The organism is Streptomyces sp. NPDC031132 (assembly GCF_055570595.1).
The window spans coordinates 38,370-60,352 of record NZ_JBVIGX010000008.1; the positions used below are offsets into that span (position 1 = coordinate 38,370).

23 protein-coding genes are annotated in these 21,983 nt (G+C 74.0%); 13 read left to right on the plus strand and 10 right to left on the minus strand.

Annotated features, from left to right (window positions below):
* Nucleotides 1-16 precede the first annotated feature (16 nt).
* The 4 genes from ACZ49B_RS14225 to ACZ49B_RS14240 all read right to left on the minus strand — a co-directional run bounded on the left by ACZ49B_RS14225 (nt 17) and on the right by ACZ49B_RS14240 (nt 2,509).
* Nucleotides 17-487 carry a nuclear transport factor 2 family protein gene (locus ACZ49B_RS14225; RefSeq protein WP_468304979.1) on the minus strand — a complete coding sequence of 157 codons (471 nt, stop codon included), beginning with the start codon at nt 485-487 and terminating at the stop codon, nt 17-19.
* 69 nt (nt 488-556) lie between these two features.
* Nucleotides 557-733: a hypothetical protein gene (locus ACZ49B_RS14230; RefSeq protein WP_099893904.1), complete on the minus strand. Its 177-nt coding sequence runs from the start codon at nt 731-733 to the stop codon at nt 557-559.
* Between the two features lie 123 nt (nt 734-856).
* Entirely contained in the window at nt 857-1,735 is an 879-nt protein-coding gene (locus ACZ49B_RS14235; RefSeq protein WP_053789703.1) for an undecaprenyl-diphosphate phosphatase, read from the minus strand.
* Nucleotides 1,736-1,783: 48 nt separating this feature from the next.
* On the minus strand, nt 1,784-2,509 hold the full coding sequence (locus tag ACZ49B_RS14240) for a TVP38/TMEM64 family protein (protein ID WP_468304982.1): 726 nt from the start codon (nt 2,507-2,509) through the stop codon (nt 1,784-1,786).
* A gap of 49 nt (nt 2,510-2,558) precedes the next feature.
* On the opposite strand from ACZ49B_RS14240, the gene ACZ49B_RS14245 reads away from it, so the two are divergent.
* From ACZ49B_RS14245 to ACZ49B_RS14265, 5 genes are all read left to right on the plus strand, one after another.
* Nucleotides 2,559-3,275 (plus strand): DNA alkylation repair protein, encoded by a 717-nt coding sequence (locus tag ACZ49B_RS14245; RefSeq protein ID WP_468304985.1) that lies wholly within the window; start codon nt 2,559-2,561, stop codon nt 3,273-3,275.
* Between the two features lie 52 nt (nt 3,276-3,327).
* Nucleotides 3,328-3,459 (plus strand): hypothetical protein, encoded by a 132-nt coding sequence (locus tag ACZ49B_RS14250; RefSeq protein WP_468304988.1) that lies wholly within the window; start codon nt 3,328-3,330, stop codon nt 3,457-3,459.
* Nucleotides 3,460-3,552: 93 nt separating this feature from the next.
* On the plus strand, nt 3,553-4,734 hold the full coding sequence (gene tuf, locus ACZ49B_RS14255) for an elongation factor Tu (protein ID WP_468304991.1): 1,182 nt from the start codon (nt 3,553-3,555) through the stop codon (nt 4,732-4,734).
* A gap of 108 nt (nt 4,735-4,842) precedes the next feature.
* Nucleotides 4,843-5,691 carry a patatin-like phospholipase family protein gene (locus ACZ49B_RS14260; RefSeq protein WP_468304994.1) on the plus strand — a complete coding sequence of 283 codons (849 nt, stop codon included), beginning with the start codon at nt 4,843-4,845 and terminating at the stop codon, nt 5,689-5,691.
* Nucleotides 5,692-5,774: 83 nt separating this feature from the next.
* The gene (locus ACZ49B_RS14265; protein ID WP_468305559.1) at nt 5,775-6,566 is read left to right on the plus strand and encodes a spermidine synthase; all 792 of its coding nucleotides are present in this window, start codon (nt 5,775-5,777) and stop codon (nt 6,564-6,566) included.
* Here ACZ49B_RS14265 and ACZ49B_RS14270 read toward each other — a convergent pair.
* Nucleotides 6,553-7,878 carry an MFS transporter gene (locus tag ACZ49B_RS14270; protein ID WP_468304997.1) on the minus strand — a complete coding sequence of 442 codons (1,326 nt, stop codon included), beginning with the start codon at nt 7,876-7,878 and terminating at the stop codon, nt 6,553-6,555. The genes ACZ49B_RS14265 and ACZ49B_RS14270 overlap by 14 nt on opposite strands.
* Before the next feature lie 130 nt (nt 7,879-8,008).
* On the minus strand, nt 8,009-9,034 hold the full coding sequence (locus ACZ49B_RS14275; RefSeq protein ID WP_468305000.1) for a DUF8017 domain-containing protein: 1,026 nt from the start codon (nt 9,032-9,034) through the stop codon (nt 8,009-8,011).
* A gap of 95 nt (nt 9,035-9,129) precedes the next feature.
* Here ACZ49B_RS14275 and ACZ49B_RS14280 point away from each other — a divergent pair, with 95 nt between their 5' ends.
* From ACZ49B_RS14280 to ACZ49B_RS14295, 4 genes are all read left to right on the plus strand, one after another.
* Nucleotides 9,130-9,582 (plus strand): DUF4442 domain-containing protein, encoded by a 453-nt coding sequence (locus ACZ49B_RS14280; protein WP_468305003.1) that lies wholly within the window; start codon nt 9,130-9,132, stop codon nt 9,580-9,582.
* Nucleotides 9,583-9,897: 315 nt separating this feature from the next.
* Complete coding sequence (locus ACZ49B_RS14285; protein WP_468305005.1) at nt 9,898-10,098, plus strand: DUF2191 domain-containing protein; 201 nt, start codon at nt 9,898-9,900, stop codon at nt 10,096-10,098.
* 115 nt (nt 10,099-10,213) lie between these two features.
* Complete coding sequence (locus ACZ49B_RS14290) at nt 10,214-12,724, plus strand: beta-glucosidase (RefSeq protein ID WP_468305008.1); 2,511 nt, start codon at nt 10,214-10,216, stop codon at nt 12,722-12,724.
* Nucleotides 12,725-12,781: 57 nt separating this feature from the next.
* Nucleotides 12,782-13,438 carry a DedA family protein gene (locus ACZ49B_RS14295; RefSeq protein ID WP_468305011.1) on the plus strand — a complete coding sequence of 219 codons (657 nt, stop codon included), beginning with the start codon at nt 12,782-12,784 and terminating at the stop codon, nt 13,436-13,438.
* A 31-nt stretch (nt 13,439-13,469) separates the two neighbouring features.
* Here the strand turns inward: ACZ49B_RS14295 and ACZ49B_RS14300 are convergent, their stop codons facing one another.
* Nucleotides 13,470-14,021: a gamma carbonic anhydrase family protein gene (locus tag ACZ49B_RS14300; RefSeq protein WP_053789694.1), complete on the minus strand. Its 552-nt coding sequence runs from the start codon at nt 14,019-14,021 to the stop codon at nt 13,470-13,472.
* A gap of 137 nt (nt 14,022-14,158) precedes the next feature.
* Here ACZ49B_RS14300 and ACZ49B_RS14305 point away from each other — a divergent pair, with 137 nt between their 5' ends.
* Nucleotides 14,159-14,932, plus strand: coding sequence for an acyltransferase (locus tag ACZ49B_RS14305; RefSeq protein WP_468305014.1), 774 nt, complete (start codon nt 14,159-14,161; stop codon nt 14,930-14,932).
* Between the two features lie 60 nt (nt 14,933-14,992).
* Here the strand turns inward: ACZ49B_RS14305 and ACZ49B_RS14310 are convergent, their stop codons facing one another.
* Both ACZ49B_RS14310 and ACZ49B_RS14315 read right to left on the minus strand, forming a co-directional pair.
* Nucleotides 14,993-15,859: an EamA family transporter gene (locus ACZ49B_RS14310; protein ID WP_468305017.1), complete on the minus strand. Its 867-nt coding sequence runs from the start codon at nt 15,857-15,859 to the stop codon at nt 14,993-14,995.
* A gap of 165 nt (nt 15,860-16,024) precedes the next feature.
* A complete protein-coding gene (locus ACZ49B_RS14315) occupies nt 16,025-16,429 on the minus strand; it encodes a CoA-binding protein (protein ID WP_468305020.1) in 405 nt (134 codons plus the stop codon).
* 101 nt (nt 16,430-16,530) lie between these two features.
* Here ACZ49B_RS14315 and ACZ49B_RS14320 point away from each other — a divergent pair, with 101 nt between their 5' ends.
* The 3 genes from ACZ49B_RS14320 to ACZ49B_RS14330 all read left to right on the plus strand — a co-directional run bounded on the left by ACZ49B_RS14320 (nt 16,531) and on the right by ACZ49B_RS14330 (nt 21,468).
* The gene (locus tag ACZ49B_RS14320; protein WP_468305022.1) at nt 16,531-17,157 is read left to right on the plus strand and encodes a YigZ family protein; all 627 of its coding nucleotides are present in this window, start codon (nt 16,531-16,533) and stop codon (nt 17,155-17,157) included.
* Nucleotides 17,158-17,293: 136 nt separating this feature from the next.
* Complete coding sequence (locus ACZ49B_RS14325; RefSeq protein WP_468305025.1) at nt 17,294-18,460, plus strand: exonuclease SbcCD subunit D; 1,167 nt, start codon at nt 17,294-17,296, stop codon at nt 18,458-18,460.
* Nucleotides 18,457-21,468 (plus strand): AAA family ATPase, encoded by a 3,012-nt coding sequence (locus ACZ49B_RS14330; RefSeq protein WP_468305028.1) that lies wholly within the window; start codon nt 18,457-18,459, stop codon nt 21,466-21,468. The genes ACZ49B_RS14325 and ACZ49B_RS14330 overlap by 4 nt, the downstream gene beginning before the upstream one ends.
* On the opposite strand, the gene ACZ49B_RS14335 is transcribed toward ACZ49B_RS14330, so the two are convergent.
* Nucleotides 21,458-21,904: an Lrp/AsnC family transcriptional regulator gene (locus ACZ49B_RS14335; protein ID WP_266669214.1), complete on the minus strand. Its 447-nt coding sequence runs from the start codon at nt 21,902-21,904 to the stop codon at nt 21,458-21,460. The genes ACZ49B_RS14330 and ACZ49B_RS14335 overlap by 11 nt on opposite strands.
* Nucleotides 21,905-21,983: the final 79 nt, after the last annotated feature.

A 21,983-nucleotide genomic window follows, 5' to 3' on the forward strand; every position in this document is an offset into this window, starting at 1 on the left:
CGAGTCCGGAGACGGTCTACGCGGACATGTGCCGCCATTTCTCGTGCACGGTCACCCGGGTGAGCCGCCAGCCGTCGCGGGCGGTGCGGGCCAGGCAGAAGATGTAGCGGCCGGCGGCGACGAAGTTCGGCGCGGTCACCGTCCCGTCGAACTCCTCGCCGGCCAGCCGCATCGGGTTGAGGAAGTCGGCGCGCACCTCGGCACGGTCGCCGGGGGAGCCGCCGAGGTCCTCGAGCCGGATCAGCCGGTTGACGATGAGGTGCTGGCGCACCGGGAACAGCTTCATGGTCTCCGCGAGCCAGTCCGCGACCTCGGCGGCCGGGCCCTCGATGCCGCCCGCCGAGCTGTAGTCGGCGCGCCCGGCGGGAGTGAACAGCGCGCGGTACGCCGCCCAGTCGCCGTCGTCCACGGCCACCGCGTACCCCGTGACCACCTCGTCGATCGCCAGCCGGTCCATGACCGTGGCAAGGTCCACACGCTGCGTCATCGGGTCAGTGTGGGGGTGCGGGGCGGCGAGGCCAAGGGGCGTGCGCGCACCGGATCTCCGGACGGTGGATCAGTGACCGGAATGCGCCTCCCGCTGCCGGACCACGACGAGGAAGGCGTCGGTGGCCAGGTCCATCACCACTTCGGCCGGCACGCCCTCGCGCATCCGCTCGGCGGCGTACTCCTCGGCGGGCCAGCTTCCCCTCGGACTTCCGGCCGGAAACCGCTCCAGCACCACTCGACCCATGGGACACCCCCTGCTGCTTGCCTTCCGGTCTCTTCAGGTCTCTTCAGGCACAACGACGCGGAGGCCGCCCGGGAACGTTCCCGAGCGGCCTCCGGTTCACGCGAAGCGGTGACGGCAGCCGTGTCAGCCGGCCGACTCGGCCGCGAAGGGGCTGAGCACGCCCATGCCGATCAGCACGAACAGGGCGATGCCCAGGGCGATCCGGTAGACCACGAACGGCATGAAGCTCTTGCTGGAGATGAACTTCATGAACCACGCGATGACGGCGTAGCCCACGAAGAACGCGATGACCGTGGCGAAGATCGTCGGCCCCCAGGAGATGTGCCCCGGGTTCTCGGCGACATCCTTGATCTCGAACGCGCCCGAGGCCAGCACGGCCGGGATGGCGAGGAGGAACGAGTAGCGGGCGGCCGCCTCACGCGTGAAGCCCAGCAGCAGACCGCCGGAGATCGTCGCACCGGAGCGGGAGACGCCCGGGATCAGGGCCATCGCCTGGCAGAGACCGAAGATCAGGCCGTCCTTGACGCCGAGTTCCTTGAGCGTCTTGCGCTCGCGGATGGCGCGGTGCCGGCCCCCCTCCTCGTCGCGGGCGGCCAGCCGGTCCGCGATGCCGAGGACGACGCCCATCACGATCAGGGTCGTGGCGGTCAGCCGGAGATCACGGGCCGGGCCGGTGATCTGGTCCTTGAACGCGACGCCGAGGACACCGATCGGGATCGACCCGACGATCACCAGCCACCCCATCTTGGCGTCCTGCTCCGAGCGCAGGGCCTTCGTGAACAGCGAGCGGAACCAGGTGGAGATGATCCGCGCGATGTCCTTGCGGAAGTAGATCAGCACGGCGGCTTCGGTGCCGATCTGCGTGATCGCGGTGAAGGCCGCGCCCGGGTCCTGCCAGCCGGCGAATGCCGCGGTCAGCCGGAGGTGGGCGCTGGAGGAGATCGGGAGGAACTCCGTAAGCCCCTGGACGAGACCGAGGATTAGGGATTCGAACCAGCTCATGTCGGGGTGCGCTCGTCCTTGTGATCGTCGGGCAGTTCGGGTCCGATGCTAGGGCCCATGGGGAGCGGCGCTGACCACAGGGGGGTGCTGAGGTGCATGATCGTACGTTTCACATGCCGGTACGGGCGCCAGCCGGTGCCGCTTGCGCCACCCGACGATTGCGGCCGCCACCGCGGAGACGGCGATGAAACCGAAGGAGGCGAGGAAGGCGGGGGAGTCCGGCGAGGAGGCGCTCGCGCCCGCGACCACGTACGCGGCGGTGTTCGGGACGACGCCGATCGCCGTCGCGAGGAGGAAGGGCAGCCACCCGCAGCGGGACACGGCGGCGCAGTAGTTGGCGACCGCGAAGGGCAGGCCCGGGAAGATGCGGACCGCCAGCATCGAGCGGAAGCCGTGCCGGGCCAGCTGGTCGTCGGCCGCCTCGAGCCAGCGGCCGCGCAGCAGCGGCCGTACGGCGTCCCGGCCCATCATCCGGCCCAGCCCGAAGGCGATCCCGGCGCCGATGACGGAGCCGCCGACCGCCGCCACCAGGCCGAACGGGATGCCGAAGACGGCCCCTGCCGCCAGGTTGAGCAGCGGACGCGGCACCAGGGCCGCCGTGGCCACCCCGTACACGGCCGCGAACAGCAGGACCGCCGAGCCCACCGGCAGACCCGGGGGCCAGCCCTCCGACAGGATGCGCTGGGGCTCGTACAGCACGACGCACACGCCGGCCGCCAGCAGCAGCACGACGAGCAGCGACAGCCGGGTCCACGGCGCGAGGAGGAGGGACATCCCGGGAGACTAGCCGACCAATGCGGCGTCGCGCCGTAATCTGGGCCTCATGCGGCCGAACGACCAGCGACCCCCGAAGGTCCCGCGCAGCGCCCTCGCGGACACGCTCCTCGGCCGCCTCACGACGACGTACGGAGCGGCCGCCGACCCGGTGCACGCCCGGTCCATGGCCGCGTACATGAAGGACGTCGCGCCCTTCCTCGGCATCCGCACCCCGCTGCGGCGCGAGCTGTCGAAAGCCGTGACCGCGCAGACCCCGAAGCCGGGGGAGGAGGACCTGGCGGCGCTCGTGCTGCGGTGCTGGGAGCTCCCGGAGCGCGAGTACCACTACTTCGCGGTGGACTATCTGCGCCGGCACGTCCGGGTGTGCTCCTCGGGCTTCCTGCCGGTGGTCCGGCGGCTCATCGTCACCGTCCCGTGGTGGGACACCGTCGACCACCTCGCGGCCCACGCGGCCGGCCCGCTCGTGGCCGCCGATCCGCGGCTCACGGCCGTGATGGACGAGTGGATCGGGGACGAGGACCTCTGGCTCGCCCGCACGGCCCTCCTCCACCAGCTGCGCTACAAGTCCGCGACGGACCCCGAGCGCCTCTTCGGCTACTGCCGCCGCCAGTCGGGCCACCCGGACTTCTTCATCCGCAAGGCCATCGGCTGGGCACTGCGCGAGTACGCGAAGACGGACCCGGAGGCGGTCCGCGCCTTCGTCGCCGCGGAACGGGCCGCTCTTTCCCCGCTGTCCGTGCGCGAGGCGCTCAAGAACTCCTAGCGGCGCGGTAATTCGTTCGACGCGGCGGGGGCGGTCCGGCAGGATCTGGGCCATGCCCCGGTACGCCTTCCCCGCAGCGCCGTCCGCAGTCGCGGACGCGCCGAAGGCTGCCGCTTTCCTCTTCGAGGCGTTCGAGGTCTTCGAGGCAACCGCCTTCGCCGCATTCGACGGCGCACGAAGCTGACCCTTCCCGGATCGTCCGGCGGACCCCACAGGGGGAGGGTCGGTTCGCTCCAGGGGTCCCGTCTCCAGCTTCGGAAGCACTCGGGAAGACATCATGGCCAAGACGGCCTTCGTGCGCACCAAGCCGCACCTCAACATCGGCACCATGGGTCACGTCGACCACGGCAAGACCACCCTCACCGCCGCCATCACCAAGGTCCTCGCCGAGCGCGGCGGTGCCTCCTTCGTGCCGTTCGACCGGATCGACCGGGCCCCGGAGGAGGCCCGGCGCGGCATCACCATCAACCTCACGCACGTCGAGTACGAGACCGACACCCGGCACTACGCCCACGTCGACATGCCCGGGCACGCCGACTACGTCAAGAACATGGTCACCGGCGCCGCGCAGCTCGACGGGGCGATCCTCGTCGTCTCCGCGCTCGACGGGGTCATGCCACAGACCGCCGAGCACGTGCTCCTCGCCCGGCAGGTCGGCGTCGACCACATCGTCGTCGCGCTCAACAAGGCCGACGCCGGGGACCCCGAGCTGACCGACCTGGTCGAGCTCGACGTCCGCGAGCTGCTCACCGCCAACGGATACGGCGGGGACGCCGCGCCGGTCGTACGGGTCTCCGGACTCGGGGCGCTGGAGGGCGACCCCCGCTGGACCGGGGCGATCGAGGCGCTGCTCGACGCCGTGGACACGTACGTGCCGATGCCGGTGCGGTACACGGACGCGCCCTTCCTGCTGCCGGTGGAGAACGTCCTGACCATCACCGGACGCGGGACGGTCGTGACCGGCGCCGTCGAGCGCGGGAGCGTCCGCGTCGGCGACCGCGTGAGCGTCCTCGGCGGCGACGGCGAGCCCGTCGAGACCGTGGTGACCGGCCTGGAGACCTTCGGCAAGCCGATGGAGTCCGCCGAGGCCGGGGACAACGTCGCGCTGCTGCTGCGCGGGGTGCCGCGCGACGGCGTACGCCGCGGGCAGGTGGTCGCCGCGCCCGGGAGCGTCGTGCCGAGGCGCCGCTTCACCGCGCAGGTGTACGTGCTGTCCGCGCGGGAGGGCGGGCGTACGACCCCGGTGGCGTCCGGGTACCGGCCGCAGTTCTACATCCGCACCGCCGACGTGGTGGGGGACGTGGACCTGGGCGAGGCGGGGCTCGCCCGGCCGGGCGAGACGGTCGCGATGACCGTCGAGCTCGGACGGGACGTACCGCTGGAGGCGGGGCTCGGCTTCGCGATCCGTGAGGGCGGGCGGACCGTCGGCGCGGGGACGGTCACGGCCGTGCTCGACTGAACCGCCGCCCGCACCGGCGTCGACGTCCTGACGCCCTGCCGTGGTGGCGGCGGTCCGGTTGCGCCAGACTGCCGTCACCACGGGCGGGCGAAGAAGGGGCGGGACGGGATGGGCGGCGACGGTACGGCACTGGTGCTGGGCGGCGGGGGACTCACCGGCATCGGCTGGGAGTCCGGGATCCTGTACGGGCTCGCGCAGGCGGGCGTGGACCTGACCGCCGCCGACCTCGTCGTCGGCACCTCGGCGGGCTCGGTGGTGGGCGCCCAGCTCACCTCCGGGCTGCTCACCCCGCAGGAGCTGTACGAGCGCCAGCTCGGCGACCCCGCCGGAGAGGCCGTGGCCCGGCTCGGGGCGGGGCTCTTCGCCCGCTACGCCGTCGCGATGGTGCGCTCGCGGGACCCGGAGAGCTACCGCAAGCGGGTCGGCGCCCTCGCACTGGCCGCCGAGACCGGCGGGGAGGCGGAGCGGCGCAAGGTGCTGGAGGCCCGGCTCGTCTCGCACGACTGGCCCGAGCGCAGGCTCGTCGTCACCGCCGTCGACGCGCTCACCGGCGAGCTCGCGGCCTTCGACCGGGAGAGCGGGGCCGGGCTGGTCGACGCGGTTTCGGCGAGCTGCGCGGTGCCCGGGGTGTGGCCGCCGGTCACCGTGGGCGGACGCCGGTTCATCGACGGCGGGATCCGGTCGGCGACCAACGCCGACCTCGCCTCCGGCTGTTCGCGGGTGGTGATCCTCGCGCCGCTGGCGCTCGGATCGGGGCTCGTCCCCTCACCGGCCGCCCAGGCCGCGCGGCTGCGGGAGGCGGGGGCGCGGGTCCTGCTGATCACCCCGTCCACACAGGCCCGCAAGGCCTTCGGGCGCAACGTCCTGGACCCGGCGCGGCGGGCCCCGGCGGCGCGCGCCGGGCTGGCGCAGGCGGCCGAGCACGCGGCCGAGGCGGCCGCCGTCTGGGCGGCCTGACGTACTGCTTGCCGGACAATGGTGCGGTGAGCGACGAACAGATCCCGGTCGTCCGGGACGTGGGCCAGGGCACCGCCAAACTGATGCCGGACGTGGACCGGGAGCGGGCCTGGCTGCTGACCGTCGACGGCGCACCGCAGTCGTACGTCGACCTCGACGATCCCGAGCACCTGGAGTTCGAGTACGTACGCCGGCTCGCGCACGTCCTGGACTGCGTGGCCCAGCCAGGTACCGCGCTGGACGTGCTGCACCTCGGCGGCGGCGCGCTGACGCTGCCCCGGTACGCGGCGGCGACACGGCCGGGCTCCCGGCAGGTGGTGGTGGAGTTCGACGCGGGGCTGGTGGAGCTGGTCGCGGAGCACCTGCCGCTGCCGGCCGGATCGGATGTCACGGTGCACGCCGCCGATGCGCGGGCCTGGCTGGAGGGCGCGGCCGCCGACAGCGCGGACGTCCTGGTCGCCGACGTGTTCGGCGGCTCGCGGGTGCCGGCGCAGCTGACCTCCGTGGAGTACGCGCGGGAGGCGGCGCGGGTGCTGCGGCCGGGCGGGGTCTACGCGGCGAACCTGGCCGACGGGGCGCCGTTCGGCTTCCTGCGGGCCCAGCTCGCCAATTTCGGCGCCGTGTTCGGGGAGCTCGCGCTCGTCGCGGAGCCGGGTGTGCTGCGCGGTCGGCGGTTCGGGAACGCGGTGCTGCTCGCCTCGGACGCGGAGCTGCCGGTGGCCGCGCTGTCGCGGCTGTGCGCGGCGGATGCGTTTCCCGCGCGGGTCGAGGAGGGGGCGGCGCTGGCCCGGTTCACGAAGGGGGCGCTGCCGGTCGGAGACGCGGACGCCGTCGCCTCGCCGGAGCCGCCGGCGGGCGCGTTCAGCCTGGGCTGACCCCGGTGGACGCGGCCGCCGGGTCGGGAGCGGCGGCGGCCGGGACCGAGGAGGCCTTCGGGGGCGGGGGCTTGCGGGTCAGCCGGCGCACGTCGGGGACGAAGAGGACCGCCGCGGTGCCCAGGACGACCAGCGTGGCGCAGCCCCACAGGGCGGACGTGCGGCCGAACGCCGACTCGACCGGGCCGGCCACGGCGGTGGCCAGCGGAAGCATCGACACCGAGCCGAACCAGTCGTACGCGGAGACCCGGGAGAACTTCTCCTCCGGGATCTCCTGGTGCATGGTCGTCATCCAGTTCACGCCGAACACCTCGACGGCCGTGCCGCTGACGAACATCACCGCACACAGGCCCCACACGGGCAGCGGGACCGCCAGGCCGGCCGACGGAAGCGCCAGCGGGAACACGCACAGGGTGCCGACCAGCAGCAGCCGGCGCGGTTTCCACACCATCATCAGGAGGGCCCCGGCGATGGTGCCGATGCCGAAGAAGGCCAGCGCCAGCCCCCAGGGAGCGGGCCCGCCCAGCTGGTCGCGGGCGACGAGCGGACCGTAGACCGCCTCGGCCGCACCGACGACGGCGACGACCACGGAGAACTGGAGCACGATGCTCCACAGCCAGGGCCGGGTCCGGAACTCCACCCATCCCTCGCGCAGGTCCGCCAGCAGGCCGCCCCCGGGCGCCCGGTCGGGGACGTGACTGACGTCCAGGAAGGCGCGGAGGGCTCCGGCCAGCGCGAACGCGGCGGCGTCCACGGCCAGGACCCAGCCCGGGCCGATCGCGGCGATCATGGCTCCGCCGAGGGCCGCCCCGCCGATGCCGGCGCCGTTCATGGCCATCCGGAAGAGCGCGAAGGCGCGGTTGGCGTGCTCGCCGGAGACGCTGGAGAGCAGCATGCCCTCGGCGGCCGGGTTGAAGAAGGCCGTACCGGTGCCGCAGAGCGCGGTGAGCAGCATCATCTGCCACAACTGCGGATGTCCGGTCAGGACGAGCACGGCGAAGGCCGCCTGGGAGACGCAGTTGAGTGCGTTGGCGGCGACCATCACGCGGTGGCGCGGCAGCCGGTCGGCGAGGGCGCCGCCGATGAGCAGGAAGAGGACGAGCGGGAGCGTGCGGGCCGCGGCCACCAGGCCGACGTCCCCGCCGGACCCGCCCGCCTCCAGGACGGCGAAGGCCGAGGCGATGAGCGCTCCGTGGCTGCCGAGGTTCGTCACGACCGCGGCGCCCGTCAGCAGGGTGTAGTTGCGGCCGGCCCAGGCGGGCCGGCGGCGGTGTGCGGTCGTACGGGGCGGGGCGGTGGGGGGAGAGCTCACCCCCGGACTATCCACGCCCCGGGCCGAGAATCCAAACGGATTACGACCCGGGGCGCGGGGGCGAACGGATGGTGCGAACAGGCGGATCGGGGACAGGCGGACCTGCGACGTCTGAAGTGTGACCTGTGCGTCAGCCGTTGCTTGCGGTGCCGTTCAGGCGCACCGAGCTGAGGATCTTGTCCATCGTCTCCTGGGGGACCTCGCCCTGGACGCCGGAGGCGGCGAAGAGGACCCAGCTGGAGAAGTCACCGTTCGCGGTCTTGAAGCTGAACGCGATCGACTTGCCGTCCGAGGAGCACTTGTTCTCCTTGGGTACGCCGGTCGCCGTGGCGGTCGCCATGTGGCCCTTGAGGCCGGAGGAGGTGGTGTACTCCTTGGGGTCCGAGACCTTGACGGTGCCCTTCGGCGCCTTCTGTGCGAACGCCGCGAACGCCCAGTTGCCGGCCTCGTTCTTCACGGCCTCGGCGGTGTCCTTGGCGCCCTGGCCGCCCTTGGTGCCGGTGCCGGCGAGCTCGGTCGACTCCTCACGGCCGTCCTTGTTGGAGTCGACCTTGCACCAGTCCTCCTTGAGGAAGGCCGGCGCGGAGAAGCTGACGATCGGCTTGCCGTCGTTCTTGACCGCGTCCTCGAAGCCGGCGATGACGCCCGCGCTCGACACGTTCCACTCCGGCGGGACGTCGAAGGCGGTGCCGTACTTGGGGTTGACGACGACCTTCCAGCCCGGGATGACCGGCTTGACGTCGCCGCCGGCGCGCGGGTTGGCGCCGGGCGAGGCCGGGGCCTCGGAGGTGGCCGGGGCCGAGGAGGCGGTGGCGGGCTTGTTGTCGGCCTCGTCGTTCTTCTTGTCGTCCCGGGTCAGGACGAACGCGCCGGTGGCGGCCGCCACCACGACGACCGCGGACGCCGCGACGATGGCCACGGTCTTGGTCGCGAACGGGCTCCCGCCGCCGCCCTGCGGCGGCACGGCCTGCTGGGGCTGGCCCCACGGCTGGACGGGCGGGGGCGTCTGGTAGCCCGCCTGCGGGTATCCGTAGCCGGGCTGCTGCTGGTACGGGTTCGGCTGCTGTCCCGGCTGTCCCGGCTGCTGGTACGGGTTCTGATGCGCGTCCTGAGGGTTCTGCTCTCCCCCGGGCGGCTGCTGCTGTCCTGGCCACATGGCCGGTAACGATAGTAGGAGTGGGTATCGGGAGGCACGTCCGCCCCGTGTGAAGGTCTGGCCAGGGTGTCTACTCGCGGGTAACATCGCGTTCCATGAGCGCAGACCAGATGAACGTGGGCGAACTGCTCGCCGCGACGGTGCCGATGGCCCGGACCCTGAACCTCCAGTTCCTGGAGACCACCCCCGAGCGTGCGGTCGTCCGGCTGCCGGACCAGCCCGACTACCACAACCACGTGGGCGGCCCGCACGCCGGCGCCATGTTCACCCTCGCCGAGTCCGCGAGCGGCGCGATCGTCCTGGCCGCCTTCGGCGACCAGCTCTCGCGCGCCGTGCCCCTCGCCGTCAGGGCCGAGATCGGCTACAAGAAGCTCGCCAAGGGCGTCGTGACGGCCACCGCCACCCTCGGCCGCCCGGCCGCCGAGGTCGTCGCCGAACTCGACGCGGGCGGCCGCCCGGAGTTCCCGGTCACCATCGCCATCCAGCGCGAGGACGAGGCCGTGACGGGCGAGATGGTCGTCGTCTGGACGTTGCGCCCGAACGCGTAACCGGCACGTCCGCCGGGGGCCGACGGCCGGTTCGCCGCCCGAACCGCCCGTGGCCGGACCGCCGGTCGAGGACCCGCCCGGGACGAGGGAGAAGAACCCTCGTCCCGGGCGGGTTCCGTGTTTTCGGCCGGCGCCGCGTGCAGGGCTGCGAACGGATTCCCCGGCCTTGACCGTCGGATGCGCGCGCCGTGCGGTCGCGGGGCAACTGGCGGTGGTACCTGCCGCCGACATCGGGGCGGGCGCCGGGAGTTGCCTCCGCCCTGCGACGGGGCGCCGGGGACGCTAGAGTCCCCGTCCGACGATGAGGAGGTGGCCGTGGCCAGGGTCGACATCAGTCTCGACGCCGAGCTCGTGGTGGAGGTGATGGTCCTCGCCGGGATCGGTTCGCCCCAGGACGCCGTGGAGGCCGTCGTACGGGACTACATCGCGCGCGGGCACCGCACCGAGGCGCGCGTCCAGGCACAGGACGGGCACCGCCGCGACGCCGACGCGCTGGAGCCGCCGCCGCAGGGCTGAACCTCGGCGCAGCGGTGGCGCGTCTGAGCCGAACCGGGCGGGCCGGCGGCGCACAGTGGGCGTGGGAGCGGTCCGGCGCGGGCCGCTCCCGCCGACCGGAGCCGCAGGGAGCGCCATGAGCGAGGCCGTGTCCAGACGCTGCGCGATGCGGCTGCTCGGGGCGATGGGGGTCGCCCTGGGAACGGGCGGCTGCGTGGCCGCGGTGCCGCCCGGCGCGGTCTCCCGTACGGCCCCGGCGGCCGCAGCGGCCACCCCGGCCGAGGCCCCGCCCGGCAGCACCGCCCGGATCGACGCCCTCCTGGAGCGGCTCACCCTCGAGGAGAAGACCAGCCTGCTGCACGGCGGCCCGGACCCGGCCCCGCTCGGCCAGGCCGGGTACCTGCCCGGCGTGCCGCGCCTCGGCATCCCGCCGCTGCGGCTCGCCGACGGGCCCGCCGGGGTACGGGTCGCCAAACCGGCCACCGCACTGCCCGCGCCCGTGATGCTGGCCTCCGCCTTCGACCCGGCGCTGGCCCGCGAGTACGGCAGGGTCGTCGGCCGCGAGGGCCGGGCGCTCGGCCAGGACGTACTGCTGTCCCCGATGGCCAACCTGATCCGCACCCCCTACGCCGGGCGGAACTTCGAGACCTTCGCCGAGGACCCCCGGCTCACGGCGGACCTCGTCGCGGAGATGGTCCGAGGCATCCAGGACGAAGGGCTCATCGCCACCGTCAAGCACTTCGCCCTGAACAACCAGGAACAGGGCCGCGACACCGTCGACGTCGTGGCCGCCGAACAGACCCTGTACGAGACGGAGCTGCGCGGGTTCGAGGCCGCCGTCAGTGCCGGCGCGGGCGCGGTGATGGGCGCGTACAACAAGGTCAACGGCACGTACGCCTGCGAGCACAAGCCGCTGCTCGACGAACTGCTGCGCGGGCGCTGGGGGTTCGGCGGCTGGGTGATGTCCGACTGGGACGCGGCCCACAGCACCGTCGCCGCCATCGGCGCCGGCCTCGACATGGAGATGCCCGGCGGCACCCACTTCGGCGGCCCGCTCCAGGAGGCCGTGCGCGGCGGCTCCGTCCGAGTGGACGCCGTGGACCTGGCGGTACGCCGGATCCTGGCCACCATGGACCGCTTCGGGCTCCTGGCGGCGCAGCAGCCGGCGCGGCCCGCCCGTGACGCCGCCGCCGGGGCCCGGGTCGCCCGCCGGGTCGCCACCGCCGGCGCGGTGCTGCTGCACAACGAGCACGCCACCCTGCCGCTGACCGGCGCCGCGGCCCGCTCCGTCGCCGTGATCGGACCCACCGGGCAGGTGCCCTTCGTCAGCGGCGGCGGCAGCGCGCACGTGGTCCCCGACAAGGCGCTCTCCCCGCTCGACGCGATCCGGCAGCGCGCCGGGAACGGCAGCACGGTGCGCCACGCCCTCGGCGAGGACGTGTACGGCCGGCCGCTCCCGGCGAACCTGCTCACCCCGGCGGCCGACCTCGACGACCGGCGGGTGGACGCCGGGCGGAGCTGGAGCCACGAGGGCGAGTTCACGCTCGCCGCGGACGACGAGTGGACGCTCCTCGTCCACTACACCGGGAAGCGGCCGAGCGTGCGCCTCGACGGCGAGGAGCTGTTCCCGGTCCGGCAGGGAGCGGCCGAGCACTTCGCCGGCGGACTCCTCGGCAGGGCGCCCGACGGCTTCGCCGTACGCCGCCGCACCCTCGCCCTGACGGCGGGCACGCACCGGCTCGCCGTCTTCGCCGAGGGCGGGAACGAGGGCCGGCGGTTCCGGCTGCGGCACACCACCAAGGCGACCCGGGCCGCCGATCTCGCCGAGGCCGTGAAGATCGCCGCGGCAGCGCGCAGCGTCGTGCTGTTCGCCTACGAGGACGCCACCGAGGGCAGCGACCGGACCTCGCTGGGCCTGCCGGGCGGGCAGGCGCGGCTGATCGAGGCGGTCGCCGCCGCGAACCCCCGCACCACGGTCGTGCTGAACACCTCCTCCAGCACGGCCATGCCGTGGCTCTCCCGTACCGGAGCGGTCCTCCAGATGTACTACCCGGGCCAGGAGGGGGCCGCAGCCACCGCCGACATCCTCTTCGGGGACGTGGACCCGGGCGGCCGGCTCACCCAGACCTTCCCGGCCGACGAGCACGCGACCCCGGTCGCCGGCGACCCGCTGCGCTACCCGGGGGTGGGCGGCCGGCAGGAGTACACCGAGGGCATCCACGTCGGGCACCGCTGGTACGACGCGCAGCAGGTGGTCCCGCTGTTCCCGTTCGGGCACGGGCTCTCGTACACGACGTGGGAGTACGAGAAGCTGAGCGTCCGGCCGGGGCGCGACGGGCTGCGCGTGGAGTTCACGGTCCGCAACACCGGGCGCCGCAAGGGCACCGAGGTGGCCCAGGTGTACGTCGGCCCCTCCGCGGAGCTGAAGCTCGACCAGCCGGTGCGCGCGCTGGCCGGCTACCGGCGGCTCACCCTGGCGCCGGGCGAGGCGCAGCAGGTGGTCCTCGACGTCGACGCCCGCACGCTGTCCTCCTGGGATCCCGAACGGCACGCCTGGGTGCTGGGTTCAGGCCGTCGTGAAGTGTTCGCGGGCCGTTCCTCCCGCGAACTCCACCTGACGGCAAAGGCTGTGGTCAAGAGCAGATAGGCTGCCCGTTCGGCGTGTCACAGCGGACGCGCCGCCGCGATACGGGAGGACGTACCGGTGCACATCCAGGAATGGCTGGAGACGATTCCGGCGGTCAGCATCTATCTCCTGGTCGGTCTGGTCATCGGGCTGGAGAGCCTCGGCATCCCGCTGCCGGGGGAGATCATCCTGGTCAGCTCGGCGCTGCTGGCCTCGCAGCACGGCGAGATCGACCCCGTGGTCCTGGGGATCTGCGCGTCCACCGGGGCGATCGTCGGCGACTCCGTCGGCTACGCGATCGGGCGCAGGGGCGGCAAGCCGCTGCTGGACCGGCTCGGCCGGCGCTTCCCCAAGCACTTCGGGCCGCAGCACGTGGCCCAGGCGGAGCGGGCCTTCGACAAGTGGGGGATGTGGGCCGTCTTCTTCGGGCGGTTCGTGGCCCTGCTGCGGATCTTCGCCGGTCCGCTGGCCGGCGTGCTGCACATGCCGTACTGGCGGTTCCTGGTCGCGAACATCCTCGGCGGCATCCTCTGGGCGGGCGGCACCACGGCCGTCATCTACTCGATCGGCATCGTCGCGGAGCCCTGGCTGAAGGGCTTCTCCTGGGTCGCGCTGGTGCTGGCGCTGGTGATCGGCCTCACCGTGACCCTGGTGCTCCGCAGCCGCATGAAGAAGGCGGCTGCGGCTGCCCCGGAGACCGCTGCCTCGGAGACGGCGGCCGCCGCGGCCGAGTAGCCGGCCGCGGGGCGCAGGTGGGTGCGTACGGCTACTGCGGGGGCTGGACGGCGGCGCGGTGCTGCTCGGCCAGGTCCGCGTACATCAGGGCGTTGACCTTGATGCCCTCGCGCTCCTCGTCGGTCAGCTCGCGCCGCACCTTGGCCGGCACGCCCGCGACCAGTGAACCGGGCGGGACCACCATGCCCTGCGGGACCAGCGCCTGCGCGGCCACCAGCGAACCGGCACCGATCACCGCACCGTTGAGGACGGTGGCGCCCATGCCGATGAGGCAGTCGTCCTCGACGGTGCAGCCGTGCACCACGGCGTTGTGGCCGATGGAGACGCGCTCGCCGATCGAGACCGGGAACCCGGGGTCGACGTGCAGCGTGCAGTTGTCCTGCACGTTGCTGTCCGCGCCGAGCGTGATCGGGCCGCAGTCGGCGCGCAGCACCGCCGAGTACCAGATGCTCGCGCCCGGGGCCATCGTGACGTCGCCGATCACGACCGAGGTCGGTGCGGTGAAGGCCGTGGGGTCGATCTGCGGGCTCTTGCCGCCTACGCCCGCGACGAGTGCCTGGCCCCGGTCCGCGTGATACGTCATGTTCTCTTCCTCAGTCCTGTGTGCTGGAGTGCCCTGCGTGTCGCGCTACCGGCACGGTAGGGCACGGGTCCGGCCCGACCGGCGATGGGGTGAAGATCACGGCGCGCTCCGGGTGCTCGGCGCGTTACGGTGACCCGGTGCCGAAGAACCAGAACACGTTCTCATCCCTGACGGCCCTGCGCCGCCGACTCGCCAACCGTGCGGTCCACGCCGGCTGGCGCTGGATGCAGCAGGCCGGTGCGGTCACCGCGCAGACCCCCGGGCGCCTGCGCTTCGGCGCGATCGGGCACGGCACCCGCCTCGCCTTCCCCCAGGGCACGGTCTTCGGTGAGCCGTGGATCCGCCTCGGCGAGCACTGCATCATCGCCGAGCAGGTCACGCTGACCGCCGGGATGATGCCCGGCCTCGACCTCGGCACCGAGCCGGTGCTGGTCCTCGGCAACGGCGTGGTGCTCGGCCGGGACACGCACGTCATCGCCGACACCCGGATCACCATCGGGGACGACACGTTCTGCGGGCCCGGGGTCTACATCACCTCCACCAATCACAGCTACGACGATCCGCACGAGCCCGTCGGCAAGCAGTGGCCGCGCAGTGCACCGGTGGAGATAGGCCCCGGCTGCTGGCTCGGCACGGGCGCGGTGATCCTTCCGGGGGCGCGGCTGGGCCGCAACGTGGTGGTGGCCGCGGGGGCCGTCGTACGCGGCGAGGTGCCGGACCACGCCGTGGTGGCCGGGGCGCCCGCGCGGATCGTGCGCCGGTGGCAGCCGGAGACGGGCTGGCAGCCGCCGCTGCGGACCCCGGCGCCCGTACCGATCCCGGACGGGATGACTCCGGAGCAGCTGCGCGCGGTGGCGCAGCTGGTGGAGGCCGAGCAGCGCTCCGCCGACGCGGCCGCGGAACCTGCCTGATCCCGGTCCCGGTCCCGGTCCCGGGCCGGGTGCTGATCCGGAAGGGAAGGGGCAGCCGGCCTAGCCGGCAGCCAGCAGGACCGTTCCGGCGAGGGCCAGGCCTGCGCCGGCCGCCTGGACCGCCCGCAGCCGTTCCTTGAGCACGACGAAGGCGGCGAGCGCGGTGATCACCGGGTAGAGCGAGGAGAGCACGGCGGCCACGGTCACCGGACCGTGCTGGGCGGCGATGGCGTAGGTGCCGTTCGCCGCGACGTCCGCGAGGCCGACGAAGGCCAGCGCCGGCAACAGCGCCCACAGGATCCGCGGGCTCGCACCGGCCGGGAGGGCCGGGGCGCCGTGCCGGGTCCGCATCCACAGGGCGGTGCCGCCCGCGGCCACGTTGGTGATCCGCTGGACGAACAGGGCGAGGAACAGCCCCGTGATGCTGCCGGAGGCGTGCGCGATCAGCGCCATCACCGAGCCGAACCCGAAGGCGGCGACCAGGGTGAGCACCACAGCCCGCCGCCGTACGGGCGCACCGCGCAGCTCGGGGCCGCCCGCGAGGACGATGCCCACGACGGCCACCGCGATCCCGGCGAACCGGCCGAGCCCGGGCCGTTCGCCCAGGGCCAGCCCCGCCACGACGGGCACGACCACCCCGAGCGAGCCGAGCGGCGACACCACGCCCATGGGCCCGAGGGCCAGGGCCTTGTAGAAGCTGAGCATGGCGACCGGCCCGACCAGGCCCGCGGCGACCGCGAACCACAGCTGCGGCCCCGCCACCCGCCAGGCCCCGGTGCCCAGGACGACCGCGCCGAGCGCGACGACGGCGAGGCCCTGCGAGGCCACGACCACCGTGAGCGCCGGCAGCCGGCGGGTCAGCAGCCCGCCGCCGAGGTCGGCGAGGCCCCACAGCACGGCGGAGGCCAAGGCGAAGAGGGCGGTCATGACAGGGCCTCGCAGTGCAGCGCAGCGCAGCGGACGGTGGAGTGCAGCGTGGAGCAGCACGCACGGGAGTTCAAGCCCCGCCGACGCCCTGGGCGTGAGCATCACCACGCCGCCGAGTCGACCTGGCCGTCTCGATCCCGCCCGCCGACGGCGTGCGGCGGCCGGCTACAGGGCCGGGATCTCGATGGCCGGGCAGCGGTCCATCACCATCTCCAGGCCGGCATCGCGGGTGCGTGCGAAGGCCTCCTCGTCGATCACGCCCAGTTGGAACCAGACGGCCTGCGCGCCGACGGCCACGGCCTCGTCGGCGACCGCCCCGGCGAGCGAGCTGTTCACGAAGACGTCCACCACGTCCACCTCGAACGGGATCTCCTCGAGCGAGGCGTAGCCCTGCTCGCCGTGGACCGCCTCCGCCTTCGGGTGCACGGGGACCACCCGCTTGCCGAAGCGCTGGAGCGTGCGGGCCACTCCGTAGGCCGCCCGGTCCCGGTTGTTGGACAGGCCCACCACGGCCCAGGTGTCGCCGAGCTCGGTGAGGATCTTGCGGATGGTTGCCGGGTCGCCGTACACGGGTGCCGCCTCCTGTTGCCTTCCGGGCGCGGTCCGGTACTCCGGGCCGCACTCGTGATCAACCGAAAGGACGCATGTCCGATTCCCCGTAGGGTGGAGCGGTGAAGTCAGACCAGTACGTGACGGTGGCCCGCGAGGGCGTGCACGAGTCGGAGATCAACCGCTCGCGCTTCCTGTGCTCGCTCGCGCCCGCGGCGACCGAGCAGGAGGCGCAGGAGTTCGTCGCGCGCGTCCGCAAGGAGCACCCCACCGCCACGCACAACTGCTTCGCCTACGTCATCGGGGCCGACGCCTCCGTCCAGAAGGCCAGCGACGACGGCGAGCCCGGCGGCACCGCCGGGGTGCCCATGCTGCAGATGCTGATGCGCCGCGACATCCGGTACGCCGTGGCGGTGGTCACCCGCTACTACGGCGGCGTCAAGCTCGGCGCCGGCGGTCTGATCCGGGCCTACGGCGGCGTCGTCGGCGAGGCCCTCGACGAGCTCGGCACCCTCACCCGCCGCCGGTACCGGCTGGCCACCGTCACCGTGGACCACCAGCGGGCCGGCAAGACCCAGAACGACCTGCGCTCCACCGGCCGCACGGTCGTGGACCTGCGCTACGGGGCCGCCGTCGAGATCGAGGTCGCCCTCCCGGAGGAGGACCTGCCCGCCTTCGAGGCCTGGCTCGCCGACAGTACGGCGGGCAGCGCCACCCTCACCCTCGGCGGGGAGACGTACGCGTCCTGAGGACGAGCCTCCGCGGACGCGTCCTGGGGGCCCCGGCGACGCGTTAGCGTAGAGGGGCTCAGCGAGCGGGTGACGACCGGGACGACCAGGGGGACGGAAGAAACATGTGCGGCGAGACGTCCGGCGGGGCCGGCGAGTGAGGCTCCTGCACACCTCCGACTGGCATCTCGGCCGGTCCTTCCACCGCGTGAACCTGCTCGGGGCCCAGGCCGACTTCATCGACCATCTGGTCGAGACCGTCCGCGAGCACGAGGTCGACGCCGTCCTCGTCGCGGGTGACGTCTACGACCGGGCCGTGCCCCCGCTGCCCGCCGTCGAGCTGTACGACCGGGCCCTGCACCGGCTCGCCGACCTCGGCGTGCCCACCGTGATGATCTCCGGGAACCACGACTCCGCCCGCCGGCTCGGCGTCGGCGCCGGGCTCATCGGCCGGGCCGGGATCCACCTGCGGACCGATCCCGAGGGCTGCGCCGACCCCGTGGTGCTGGCCGACGTACACGGTGAGGTGGCGCTGTACGGACTGCCGTACCTGGAGCCCGCCCTGGTCAAGGACCGGTTCGGCGCGGAGAAGGTGAGCCACGAGGCCGTGCTGGGCGCGGCCATGGACCTGGTCCGGGCCGATCTCGCCGCGCGCGCCCCCGGCACCCGCTCCGTCGTCCTCGCCCATGCCTTCGTCACCGGCGGGCTGGCCAGTGACAGCGAGCGCGACATCGCCGTCGGCGGGGTCGAGGCCGTGCCCGCCTCCGTCTTCGACGGGGTGGACTACGCGGCCCTCGGGCACCTCCACGGCTGCCAGACGATCAACGAACGGGTCCGCTACTCCGGTTCCCCGCTCGCCTACTCCTTCTCCGAGGCCGACCACCGCAAGAGCATGTGGCTGGTCGAACTCGGCGCGGCCGGCGAGATCACCGCCGAGCGCATCGACACCCCCGTGCCGCGGCCGCTCGCCCGGATCCGGGGGCGGCTCGAGGAGCTGCTCGAGGAGGCGTCGTACGCCGCGTACGAGGACTCCTGGATCGAGGCCACCCTCACCGACCCGGTCCGGCCCGAGGACCCCATGGCCCGGCTCGCCGCCCGCTTCCCGCACACCCTCAGCCTCGCCTTCGATCCCGAGGGCCGCGAGGAGGACGGCGGGACCTCGTACGCCCAGCGCCTCAAGGGGCGCAGCGACCAGGAGATCGCCGAGGACTTCGTCGCCCACGTGCGCGGCGGCGGGATCGCGGACGACGCGGAACGGGCCGTGCTGCAGGACGCCTTCGAGGACGTACGGGCGGACGACAGCCGGCAGGAGACCCGCCGATGAGGCTGCACCGGCTCAGGATCACCGCCTTCGGGCCCTTCGCCGAACCCCAGGAGATCGACTTCGACGCGCTGTCCGGCGCCGGGATCTTCCTGCTCCACGGCCCCACCGGCGCGGGCAAGACCTCCGTCCTCGACGCCGTCTGCTACGCCCTGTACGGATCGGTGCCCGGCCCCCGCCAGGCCCCCGGCACCAGCCTGCGCAGCGACCACGCCGACGCCGGGACGCCGACCGAGGTCACCCTCGAACTCACCGCGGGCGGGCGCCGCCTGGAGATCACCCGGCGCCCCGAGCAGGACCGGCCGAAGAAGCGCGGCACCGGCACCACCAAGGACAAGGCGCAGAGCTGGCTGCGCGAATTCGACGGGGAACGGTGGCAGGCGCTCAGCCGTTCCCACCAGGAGATCGGCGAGGAGATCGAGCAGCTGCTCGGCATGAGCCGCGAGCAGTTCTGCCAGGTCGTGCTGTTGCCGCAGGGCGAGTTCGCCAAGTTCCTGCGGGCCGACGAGGTGGCGCGGGGCCGGCTGCTGGGCCGGCTCTTCGACACCCGCCGCTTCGCCGCCGTCGAGACCCTGCTCGCGGAGCGCCGCCGCGACGCCGAGGCCAAGGTGCGCGCCGGCGACGAGAAGGTGCTCGGCACCGCCCAGCGGCTCGCCCAGGCCGCCGGGGACAGCGCCGACCTGCGGGCCTGGCCGCTGCCCGGGCACCAGCCGGGCGACCCCGGGCTGGCCGGGGCGATCCGGGCCTGGGCGGCCGTCGCACGCTGCGCTGCCCGGGAGCGGCTGACCGTCGCCGAGTACGCGCTGGCCGCCGTCGAGGGCCGCCACGCCGCCGCCCGGCGGGCCGCCGATGAGGCGCGGGAGCTCGACCGCCTCCAGCGCCGGCACGCCGAGACGGCCCGCCGGGCCGCCCTGCTCGCCGAGGCGGAGCCCGAGCGGGACCGGGTCCGCGCCCTGCTGGACCGGGCCCGCCGGGGCGCCCTGGTGGCCCCCGCCCTGGAACTGCGCGGAGCCGCGTCGGCGGCCCACCTGTCCGCCGCCCACGCGGAGGCGGCCGCCCGGGCGGAGCTCCCGGCGGCCCTCGCCGAGGCGGGCACCGAGCAGCTGTCCGCCGTGGAGCAGCGGCTGCGCGAGGACCTCGGCGCGCTCGGCGCCGCCCAGCGGTCCGAGCAGCGCAGCGCCGAGATCGGCCGCGAGCGGGCCACCCTGGAGCGGGAGGCCCGCGACGCCGAGGAGCAGCTGCGGGAGTCCGCCGACTGGCTCGGCCGCTGGGAGGCCACCCGGACCGCGCTGGCGGAGCGGGTGGAATCCGCCCAGCAGGCCGCGACACTGGCCGAGCAGCTGGCGGGGCGGCTCGAGCCGGCCCGCCTGCACCTGAACGCCGCCCGGCGCCGGGATGCGCTGGACGGCGATGCGCAGCACGCCGAGGGCGAACTGCTCTCCGTACGCGAGGAGTCGACCGCCGCCCGGGAGCGCTGGCTGGAGCTCAAGGAGACCCGGCTGCGCGGGATCGCCGCCGAGCTCGCCGAGGCGCTGGTGGCGGGGGAGGCGTGCACGGTGTGCGGATCGGCGGAGCACCCCGCTCCGGCGCGCCCGGCCCCCGGGCACGTGGACCGGGCCGCCGAGGACGCCGCCCACGCCCGCTACGAGCAGGCCGAGGAGCGCAGGACCGCCGTCGAGCGGAAACTCGCCGCCGTCCAGGAGGCCCGCGCCGAGGCCGCGGCGGCCGCCGGGGAGGCCACCACCGAGGAACTCCTCGCGCTGACCTCGGACCTGAGCTCCCGGCACGCCGCCGCCCATGCCGCGGCCGCCGGACTGCACGCGGCCCGGGAGCGGCTGGCCCGCGCCGAGCGCGAACACGCCGTACGCAGCTCCGACCGGCTCGACGCCGAGCGCCGCTCCGCCGCCCGGGCCACCCTGCGCGACTCCCTGGATCAGGAACAGGCCAAGCTGGAGGCCGAACTGGCCCTCGTCCGGGGGGATGCGCCGACGGTCGCCGCGCGCGCCAGGCTCCTGGAGGAGCGGGTGCGGATGGTCACCCGGGCGGCCGCCACGCTGCGCCGGGCCGAGGACACCGCGGCCCGGCTGAAGGAGGCCGACGCCCAACTGGCCGACGCCGCCTTCAAGGCCGGGTTCGACACCGTCGAGGCCGCCGCCGACGCGGTGCTCCCGGACTACGAACGCACCGCGCTCCAACGGAGGCTGGACGCCTGGCAGGCGGAGGAGGCCATGCTGGCGGACCGCCTCGGCGAGACCGACACCGTCGCCGCCGCGACGCTGCCCCGGGCCGCGCCGGACGCCGCCGAGGCGTACGAAGCCCGGGCCGCGGCGAAGCTTCGTACGGCAGGGTCTGCCGTGGACGCGGCCCGGGTTCGCTGCGCGGAGCTGGACCGGCTCTCCCGGCAGGCGGAGCAGGAGCTGCGGGCGCTCGGCCCGCTGCGCGAGGCGTACGACCGGGTGGCCCGGCTGGCCGGGCTCACCGCCGGCACCTCCGCCGACAACGAGCGCAAGATGCGGCTGGAGGCGTACGTCCTGGCCGCCCGGCTGGAGCAGGTCGCGGCCGCCGCGACACTGCGGCTGCTGCGGATGTCCGGCGGCCGCTACACGCTCGTCCACTCCGACGCCAAGGCGAGCGGACGCGGACGTTCCGGCCTCGGGCTGCACGTGGTGGACGCCTGGACCGGCAGCGAGCGGGACACCGCTACGCTGTCGGGCGGCGAGACCTTCTTCGCCTCGCTCGCCCTGGCCCTCGGCCTGGCCGACGTCGTGACCGACGAGGCGGGGGGCATGCGCCTGGACACCCTCTTCATCGACGAGGGTTTCGGCAGCCTCGACGACCAGGCGCTGGACGAGGTGCTCGACGTCCTGGACTCGCTGCGCGAACGGGACCGCAGCGTCGGCATCGTGAGCCACGTCGCCGACCTGCGGACCCGGGTGCAGGCGCAGCTGGAGATCGTCAAGCAGCGCGGCGGCTCCGTGGTGCGCCACCGCACCGCGGCCCTCACGGACTGAGCGGCCGACGGGACAGCGGCGAGGAGTACACGATGCTCGTGGTGACGGCGCCGAGGCCGGCGATCCGGCCCGCGACCTCCTCCAGATGCCCCATCGAGCGGGCGGCGACCTTGAGCACGAAGCAGTCGTCGCCCGTGACGTGATGGGCCTCCAGGATCTCCGGCGTGGCCTCCAACAGGTCGTGGAACGGCTTGTAGTTGCCGTGCGGATAGCGCAGCCGGACCAGCGCCAGGATGGACTTGCCCAGCTTCTCCGGGTCCACCACGGCGGTGTACCCGGTGATCACGCCCGACTCCTCCAGGCGGCGCACCCGCTCGGTGACCGCGCTCGCGGACATGGAGACGGCGCGTGCGAGCTCGGCGAAGCTGGCCCGGCCGTCCTCCTGGAGGGCGGTCAGGATGCGCCAGTCGGTGGCGTCAGGGGAATAGTCGGTCATGGAGCAGATGTAGCAGGGGAATCCCCGGCCGAACAAGAGGAAGGCCGGGGAAAGGCACTTCCCGAGATGATCAGCGGCT

Coding starts and splice junctions, on each gene's coding strand:
- ACZ49B_RS14330 (WP_468305028.1), top strand. CDS start 18,457: ATGAGGCTGCACCGGCTCAGGATCACCGCCTTCGGGCCCTTCGCCGAA.
- ACZ49B_RS14240 (WP_468304982.1), bottom strand. CDS start 2,509: ATGTCCCTCCTCCTCGCGCCGTGGACCCGGCTGTCGCTGCTCGTCGTG.
- ACZ49B_RS14265 (WP_468305559.1), top strand. CDS start 5,775: ATGCCGGACGTGGACCGGGAGCGGGCCTGGCTGCTGACCGTCGACGGC.
- ACZ49B_RS14230 (WP_099893904.1), bottom strand. CDS start 733: ATGGGTCGAGTGGTGCTGGAGCGGTTTCCGGCCGGAAGTCCGAGGGGA.
- ACZ49B_RS14310 (WP_468305017.1), bottom strand. CDS start 15,859: ATGACCGCCCTCTTCGCCTTGGCCTCCGCCGTGCTGTGGGGCCTCGCC.
- ACZ49B_RS14250 (WP_468304988.1), top strand. CDS start 3,328: ATGCCCCGGTACGCCTTCCCCGCAGCGCCGTCCGCAGTCGCGGACGCG.
- ACZ49B_RS14280 (WP_468305003.1), top strand. CDS start 9,130: ATGAGCGCAGACCAGATGAACGTGGGCGAACTGCTCGCCGCGACGGTG.
- ACZ49B_RS14275 (WP_468305000.1), bottom strand. CDS start 9,034: ATGTGGCCAGGACAGCAGCAGCCGCCCGGGGGAGAGCAGAACCCTCAG.
- tuf (WP_468304991.1), top strand. CDS start 3,553: ATGGCCAAGACGGCCTTCGTGCGCACCAAGCCGCACCTCAACATCGGC.
- ACZ49B_RS14260 (WP_468304994.1), top strand. CDS start 4,843: ATGGGCGGCGACGGTACGGCACTGGTGCTGGGCGGCGGGGGACTCACC.
- ACZ49B_RS14290 (WP_468305008.1), top strand. CDS start 10,214: ATGAGCGAGGCCGTGTCCAGACGCTGCGCGATGCGGCTGCTCGGGGCG.
- ACZ49B_RS14300 (WP_053789694.1), bottom strand. CDS start 14,021: ATGACGTATCACGCGGACCGGGGCCAGGCACTCGTCGCGGGCGTAGGC.
- ACZ49B_RS14245 (WP_468304985.1), top strand. CDS start 2,559: ATGCGGCCGAACGACCAGCGACCCCCGAAGGTCCCGCGCAGCGCCCTC.
- ACZ49B_RS14235 (WP_053789703.1), bottom strand. CDS start 1,735: ATGAGCTGGTTCGAATCCCTAATCCTCGGTCTCGTCCAGGGGCTTACG.
- ACZ49B_RS14225 (WP_468304979.1), bottom strand. CDS start 487: ATGACGCAGCGTGTGGACCTTGCCACGGTCATGGACCGGCTGGCGATC.
- ACZ49B_RS14335 (WP_266669214.1), bottom strand. CDS start 21,904: ATGACCGACTATTCCCCTGACGCCACCGACTGGCGCATCCTGACCGCC.